The 5,570-nt window shown below is 49.2% G+C and carries 8 protein-coding genes; 6 read left to right on the forward strand and 2 right to left on the reverse strand.

The window, feature by feature from the left end:
* Both Q0231_RS09090 and Q0231_RS16725 read left to right on the forward strand, forming a co-directional pair.
* Positions 1 to 1,115: NAD-binding protein (locus Q0231_RS09090; RefSeq protein WP_299347274.1), on the forward strand; the 1,115-nt coding region annotated here is incomplete at its 5' end.
* 320 nt (positions 1,116 to 1,435) lie between these two features.
* Positions 1,436 to 1,762, forward strand: coding sequence for an RNHCP domain-containing protein (locus Q0231_RS16725; protein WP_367274483.1), 327 nt, complete (start codon positions 1,436 to 1,438; stop codon positions 1,760 to 1,762).
* On the opposite strand, the gene Q0231_RS09095 is transcribed toward Q0231_RS16725, so the two are convergent.
* The gene (locus Q0231_RS09095) at positions 1,759 to 2,286 is read right to left on the reverse strand and encodes a 2'-5' RNA ligase family protein (RefSeq protein WP_269394889.1); all 528 of its coding nucleotides are present in this window, start codon (positions 2,284 to 2,286) and stop codon (positions 1,759 to 1,761) included. The genes Q0231_RS16725 and Q0231_RS09095 overlap by 4 nt on opposite strands.
* 116 nt (positions 2,287 to 2,402) lie before the next feature.
* Between Q0231_RS09095 and Q0231_RS09100 the strand changes: the two genes are divergently transcribed.
* Positions 2,403 to 3,161 carry a sulfite exporter TauE/SafE family protein gene (locus Q0231_RS09100; protein ID WP_299347276.1) on the forward strand — a complete coding sequence of 253 codons (759 nt, stop codon included), beginning with the start codon at positions 2,403 to 2,405 and terminating at the stop codon, positions 3,159 to 3,161.
* Positions 3,162 to 3,235: 74 nt separating this feature from the next.
* Here Q0231_RS09100 and Q0231_RS09105 read toward each other — a convergent pair whose 3' ends face one another.
* On the reverse strand, positions 3,236 to 3,412 hold the full coding sequence (locus Q0231_RS09105; protein WP_269394891.1) for a DUF465 domain-containing protein: 177 nt from the start codon (positions 3,410 to 3,412) through the stop codon (positions 3,236 to 3,238).
* A gap of 184 nt (positions 3,413 to 3,596) precedes the next feature.
* On the opposite strand from Q0231_RS09105, the gene Q0231_RS09110 reads away from it, so the two are divergent.
* From Q0231_RS09110 to Q0231_RS09120, 3 genes are all read left to right on the forward strand, one after another.
* Positions 3,597 to 3,812 (forward strand): DUF465 domain-containing protein, encoded by a 216-nt coding sequence (locus Q0231_RS09110; protein ID WP_269394892.1) that lies wholly within the window; start codon positions 3,597 to 3,599, stop codon positions 3,810 to 3,812.
* Positions 3,813 to 3,932: 120 nt separating this feature from the next.
* Complete coding sequence (purE, locus tag Q0231_RS09115; RefSeq protein ID WP_299347279.1) at positions 3,933 to 4,427, forward strand: 5-(carboxyamino)imidazole ribonucleotide mutase; 495 nt, start codon at positions 3,933 to 3,935, stop codon at positions 4,425 to 4,427.
* A 1-nt stretch (position 4,428) separates the two neighbouring features.
* Positions 4,429 to 5,523: a 5-(carboxyamino)imidazole ribonucleotide synthase gene (locus tag Q0231_RS09120; RefSeq protein ID WP_299347281.1), complete on the forward strand. Its 1,095-nt coding sequence runs from the start codon at positions 4,429 to 4,431 to the stop codon at positions 5,521 to 5,523.
* Positions 5,524 to 5,570: the final 47 nt, after the last annotated feature.

The following is a 5,570-nucleotide window of genomic DNA, read 5'->3' on the forward strand; positions in this document are numbered from 1 at the left end:
GGATCAATATTTCGCCCGCCCTTGGCGCCTTTATGATTGGCGTCATCTTGGCCGATAGCGAATATCGGCATCAGCTGGAAAGCGACCTCGAACCTTTCAAAGGCTTACTGCTGGGCCTATTCTTTATCTCGGTTGGCATGTCGATCGAATTCTCGGTGTTTTTGACCAATGCATGGTCCATCATTGGCCTCGTGTTGGGCCTTGCAACGCTTAAGTTTGCCGTCCTTTTTGGCCTCGCAACCATCTTCAAGTTTCACATTGCTGATAGATTGCTGTTTGCCACCTTGCTTGCGCAGGGCGGTGAGTTTGCTTTTGTGTTGTTCCAATTTGCTTTGGGCGCTGGCGCCCTTGACCCTGGGATGGCCAGTATCCTCAATGTTACCGTCGCCCTTTCAATGATCATCACGCCGATTCTATTGATCGTCTTTGATCGCATCGTTGTGCCCCGCTTGCCTTCCTTACAATCTGTGGAGCGCGAAGATGACGATATTAGTGTGCGCAATCGCGTTATAGTTTTGGGCTATGGGCGCTTTGGCCAAATCGTCACTCGCTTGCTGACCGCTCAAGGTTATGAAGCTACGCTGATTGACCATGACCCGGAACAGATTGAATTAATGAAGAAGTTCGACGCCAAAGTGTTTTATGGCGATGCGCGTCGGCTTGATCTCTTGAAATCTGCCGGCGCAGACAAGGCCGAACTCATGGTGATATCCATCCACAGTCCTGAAATTGTGTCCGAAATTTCACGCATGGTGCGGGAGAATTTCCCACATATCCGCGTACTGGCCCGCGCCCGTGACCGCAACCATGCCCACGACCTTATGGACATTGGCGTGCATGAATTCGAACGTGACACATTCCACTCAGCACTCCAATTGGGCATCAAAGCTTTGGTGACGCTTGGGTATACAGAAGCAAAAGCCAAACGTTTGGCCAACGCTTTTGCCAAACACGACGTAGAAATGCTGCATGAAGCTTACGAATTACGTGGTGATGATGAAGCCATGATTGGACACGTTAAGACCGCACGACAGCTTTTGGCGCAAGTGATGCAGGCCGACATCGACGAATTGGATGCAGACCAGGCGGTAGACAAAAACAAGGACAATAAATAGTCTGAAAAGCTCAACATCAACAGGGGACGCAATGGCAGCACAAAACAATCTCGACATCTGACAGGGGACGATGCATTTTGCCAGTGAGATAGAATGACACTTACCGATGGCTATTGCACCTGTGGCGGTAGACTTCGAGCGGAACGCGTTAGTTTGCAAGTTTTCCGCAAGCAGGAATTGGAAGTAGCCGCGACAGCAAAGCGGTGAATCTGTCCCTCTTCTATCAAGCCTGAAAAGCGTTTTTTGGCCACACGCCAAAGCGTTCAAGAACAAACGGAACCCTGATCCTTGATTTCTCCTCAAAGAAACAAGGATTCAGGATGTCGAGACACACCCAAAACGTGTCGTTCGAATGCGAACGATGCGCTCACAAAATCAAAAAACTTTCCAATGGTAGTTACCGCAATCACTGCCCAGCTTGTCTATGGTCAAAGCACGTTGACATATTGCCAGGCGACCGCGCCAACCCGTGCAAAGGGTTGATGGAGCCAATCGGCTTACATTGGCACCCGAAGAAAGGGTGGCAAATTATCCATAAATGTTCAATTTGCGGGCATATTGGCCGAAATATTGCGGCGAGTAATAGCATACAGCCTGACAATGCAGACATATTGATCGCGCTATCGCAATCAGTTTGGACTGACTAAAGGTCCAAACGCCATTGTTTGATCACCTCTATTGGTGAAAACTCAATGACCTCTATGGCGTTAAAAACAACATCGAACTCGCCTATTTCATTATTGATATAGGCAAGAGCCGCTTCGCGATTGGCCGGGTCAATTTGCGTACCCAAAGTGCAATGGGGATGCCATTTACCGGGGAGATAATTTGCTCGACACTGCGCCGCATCAACCCTTGCATGAACTTCATGGTGCAAAGCAAGCAAACGCGGCACCTGCACTGGTGCGGCCCAAACCACCATGGGATCCACATCAAAGAAACGAATTTTATTAAACGTGACGCGAACAGGTTTTGCACGCGTAAATGCATCTCCCAATTGCCGTTTCAATTGCGCGCCCGTGACGTGCTCGAACATGGCAAAGGTGAAGTGGGGCGGATATTGCAGCGTTGGCATGGATGGAGACGTTTCAAAGGCGGAGACTTCTTGCCATAGGTGCGTAATCGCACGCGCGCTCTTATTGCGCGCTACAAGCGAAACCGCACTCCCCATAACAAACATCCTTTCGTGGCCAGAATTTGCCATCAAGCCCTTGGCCAAGCAACTTGGATGATCTAGCCTGCCATCACCCTACCAATCAATTACGTATTTTACTTATGCCATTCGACATGTCAGCGATCGACCCCACGGTCATCTTCATCAGTTTTTTGGCCGTTTTTCTGGTCGCTCTTTCCAAATCTGGTTTGGTGGGGTCGCTAAGTTTTGTCGGCGTGCCGCTATTGTCAATCGTCATGCCGGTCACCCAAGCCGTGGGTGTCATGTTGCCCGTGTTGTTGGCGATGGACGCCATCGGGCTAATCGCCTACCGGCGCGAAATTCACTGGCCGAACCTGAAAATCCTTTTGCCCGGCGCCATCACCGGCATCACCATTGGTTGGATGGTCTTTGCCTGCATTTCAGAAGGCATGGTGCGCTTAATGGTTGGCACCGTGACGATACTCTTTTGCCTGGATGAATGGTTGCCATTGCGCAAAACGCTCTCGGGCCTCCCCCCTTCCAGACCATGGGGCTGGTTTTGGGGGTCAATTGCCGGGTTCACCAGCTTTGTCAGCCATACGGGCGGGCCGCCCTATCAAATCTTTATGCTGCCCCAACGGCTCAAGCCAACCCTATATTCGGGCACCACAGTTATCTTTTTTGCCGTGGTCAATTCCACCAAACTGGTCCCTTATGCGTTTTTGGGCCAACTCTCGGTGTCAAATCTCACCATTTCAGCAACACTGATTCCAGTTGCAATTTTGGGCATGCTTTTGGGTGTTTATCTGGTACGCCGCATATCAACCGAACTATTTTACAAAATGGCTTATGTCTTGGCGTTCATTCTGGCGCTCAAATTAATCTATGATGGCGCCCAAAGCTTCCTATAAGCAAAAATACAAAAGGCCACGAGAATGATCGTGGCCCCAATTAGTTGATACTCAAAAGAATATACTATTCTCACCTATTGTCGCGTTTGGTTTTGCATTCGCGATATCTCGTCTTTTAGTTCGAGTTTTTTGCGCTTAAGCATGCCAATTTTCAGCTCGTCTTGAGCAGGGCGCTGCAATTCTTGGAGGATCTGATCGTCAAGCGAGGCATGACGGCGCTCCAGCGCGTTGAGGTGGGAAGTAGTTGTCATGAAGTCTTCCTTTCTCTGTATGTACGCCAAGCAGTCTGTCAAAAAAATGTCATGCTGTCCAATCAACAAATAGCGTCAATTTGTACCAATTTTGCACATGCAGTTAAATCTTTGTGCAATCATTTGTAATATGGGGTAATTTTGACAGACGGTCACAACAGAATCACAAGGGACCCACCAGACCATGATGCCACTTACTTCCGAACAACGGGCGAGATTGGGGCTGGAGTTGGCGTCTAAACGTCAAGAGCACAAAGATTTAGACGCCGCAATTCACGCGCTAACGCATTCAGGACAAAATGATCCCATGTTGGTGCAACGGCTGAAGAAGAAAAAGCTCACCCTTAAAGACCGCATCAAAGAACTAGAAGATATTCTGTTGCCCGACATAATCGCCTAGTATCTGACCAGTATCGCTTCTTTTTAACCAAAGAACGACACCAATTAGACTTTACGCCACTTGCTCAAAGCCAGATTGTAGGGTAAACGCCCTTTTTGACGCAATGCGAGAGGGCTTTTTATGCCTTTAAATCCGCCAATAGCCATCGTCATGGGGTCTCAGTCTGACTGGGCCACAATGCGCCACGCCGCAGAGACACTTGACCAGCTCGAAATTCAATATGAAGCACGCATCGTTTCGGCGCATCGTACGCCTGACCGTATGTATGACTTCGCCAAAGCCGCAGCCGACGATGGGTTTAAAACCATTATTGCTGGCGCTGGCGGTGCCGCGCATTTGCCCGGCATGATCGCTGCGCTCACCCACCTGCCCGTTTTTGGCGTGCCAGTGCAATCCAAGGCACTAAACGGCCAGGACAGCCTGCTATCCATCGTTCAAATGCCTGCTGGCATTCCCGTGGGCACATTAGCCATCGGAAAGGCCGGTGCCGTGAATGCAGCCTTGTTGGCAGCATCAGTCTTGTCCTTGAGCGATGATCACATTCGCCAAAATCTGGATGAATGGCGCTCGGCGCAAACGGCATCAGTGGCAGCGACGCCCAAAAACGAGGCTTGAAATGTCCAGAACCGGCACTCCGCCGCTGAAACCAGGCGACACGATCGGCATAATTGGTGGCGGGCAACTCGGCAGAATGCTGGCCATGGCTGCTGCGCGTTTCAGCCTGAAAACGATCGTTTTGGAGCATGGTAAAAACTGTCCAGCCGCACAGCTTGCCAATTATCATATTCAGGCCGAATATGACGACGTTGCAGCGCTCAAGGAATTGGTGGCATCCTGCAAATTGATTACGTATGAGTTTGAAAATATTCCACTCGAAACAGTAAATTTTCTTGAAGAAAACAATACCCTTTATCCAAACTCTTTGGCTCTCCAGAAGAGCCAGGATCGTCTGGTTGAAAAAACGTTTCTGAATTCAATCGATATTCAAACCGCACCCTATCAAAACATTGAAACCATTGGGGATTTGGAAGAAGCCTACCATCGCTATGACCAAAGTGGAATCTTGAAAACAAGACGATTTGGCTATGATGGCAAGGGTCAGGTTCGTCTTGAAAAAGGAATGAACAAATCTGCCCTTCAAGCCGCATTGGACGAAACAACAAACGCGCCTTGTGTGCTTGAAGGTTTGATTAATTTCCAGTGTGAAATATCTACGATTGTTGCTCGCAGCACCAGTGGAGAGATTGCCGTATTTGATCCGGCAGAAAATGTGCACAAGGACGGCATATTGCGAACCTCCAGCGTGCCCGCAAATGTGTCCGGGAAAATCATCAAAAACGCCAAATCCATTGCAGCCAGAATTGTCGAGGCGCTCGATTATGTCGGTGTAATGGGCGTTGAGTTCTTTGTTCTGGAAAATGATGACCTGATCGTCAACGAAATTGCTCCAAGGGTTCACAATTCCGGACATTGGACGGAAGCGGCCTGCGCAGTATCACAATTCGAACAGCATATTCGTGCAATTGCAGGGTGGCCGCTCGGCTCAACCAAACGTCATTCTGATTGCACAATGGAAAATCTCATTGGATCAGACATCGAGCGGATCCCCGAAATCATGAGCCATTCCAACACGTTGCTTCATCTATATGGCAAGGAAGACAGCCGTGAAGGCAGGAAAATGGGACATTTTACCACGATCAAGCCGCTTTAGTTGCTCAACCGGACTTTTCAGCACATTTGCGGACAATTTTTAGGTTA

The organism is uncultured Maritalea sp., assembly GCF_937139385.1.
GTDB classification, from domain to species: domain Bacteria; phylum Pseudomonadota; class Alphaproteobacteria; order Rhizobiales; family Devosiaceae; genus Maritalea; species Maritalea porphyrae_A.

What these genes read in the sequence shown, in the direction of transcription:
- Q0231_RS16725 (WP_367274483.1), top strand. Translation starts at nt 1,436, where the DNA reads ATGTCGAGACACACCCAAAACGTGTCGTTCGAATGCGAACGATGCGCT.
- Q0231_RS09095 (WP_269394889.1), bottom strand. Translation starts at nt 2,286, where the DNA reads ATGGGGAGTGCGGTTTCGCTTGTAGCGCGCAATAAGAGCGCGCGTGCG.
- Q0231_RS09100 (WP_299347276.1), top strand. Translation starts at nt 2,403, where the DNA reads ATGTCAGCGATCGACCCCACGGTCATCTTCATCAGTTTTTTGGCCGTT.
- Q0231_RS09105 (WP_269394891.1), bottom strand. Translation starts at nt 3,412, where the DNA reads ATGACAACTACTTCCCACCTCAACGCGCTGGAGCGCCGTCATGCCTCG.
- Q0231_RS09110 (WP_269394892.1), top strand. Translation starts at nt 3,597, where the DNA reads ATGATGCCACTTACTTCCGAACAACGGGCGAGATTGGGGCTGGAGTTG.
- purE (WP_299347279.1), top strand. Translation starts at nt 3,933, where the DNA reads ATGCCTTTAAATCCGCCAATAGCCATCGTCATGGGGTCTCAGTCTGAC.
- Q0231_RS09120 (WP_299347281.1), top strand. Translation starts at nt 4,429, where the DNA reads ATGTCCAGAACCGGCACTCCGCCGCTGAAACCAGGCGACACGATCGGC.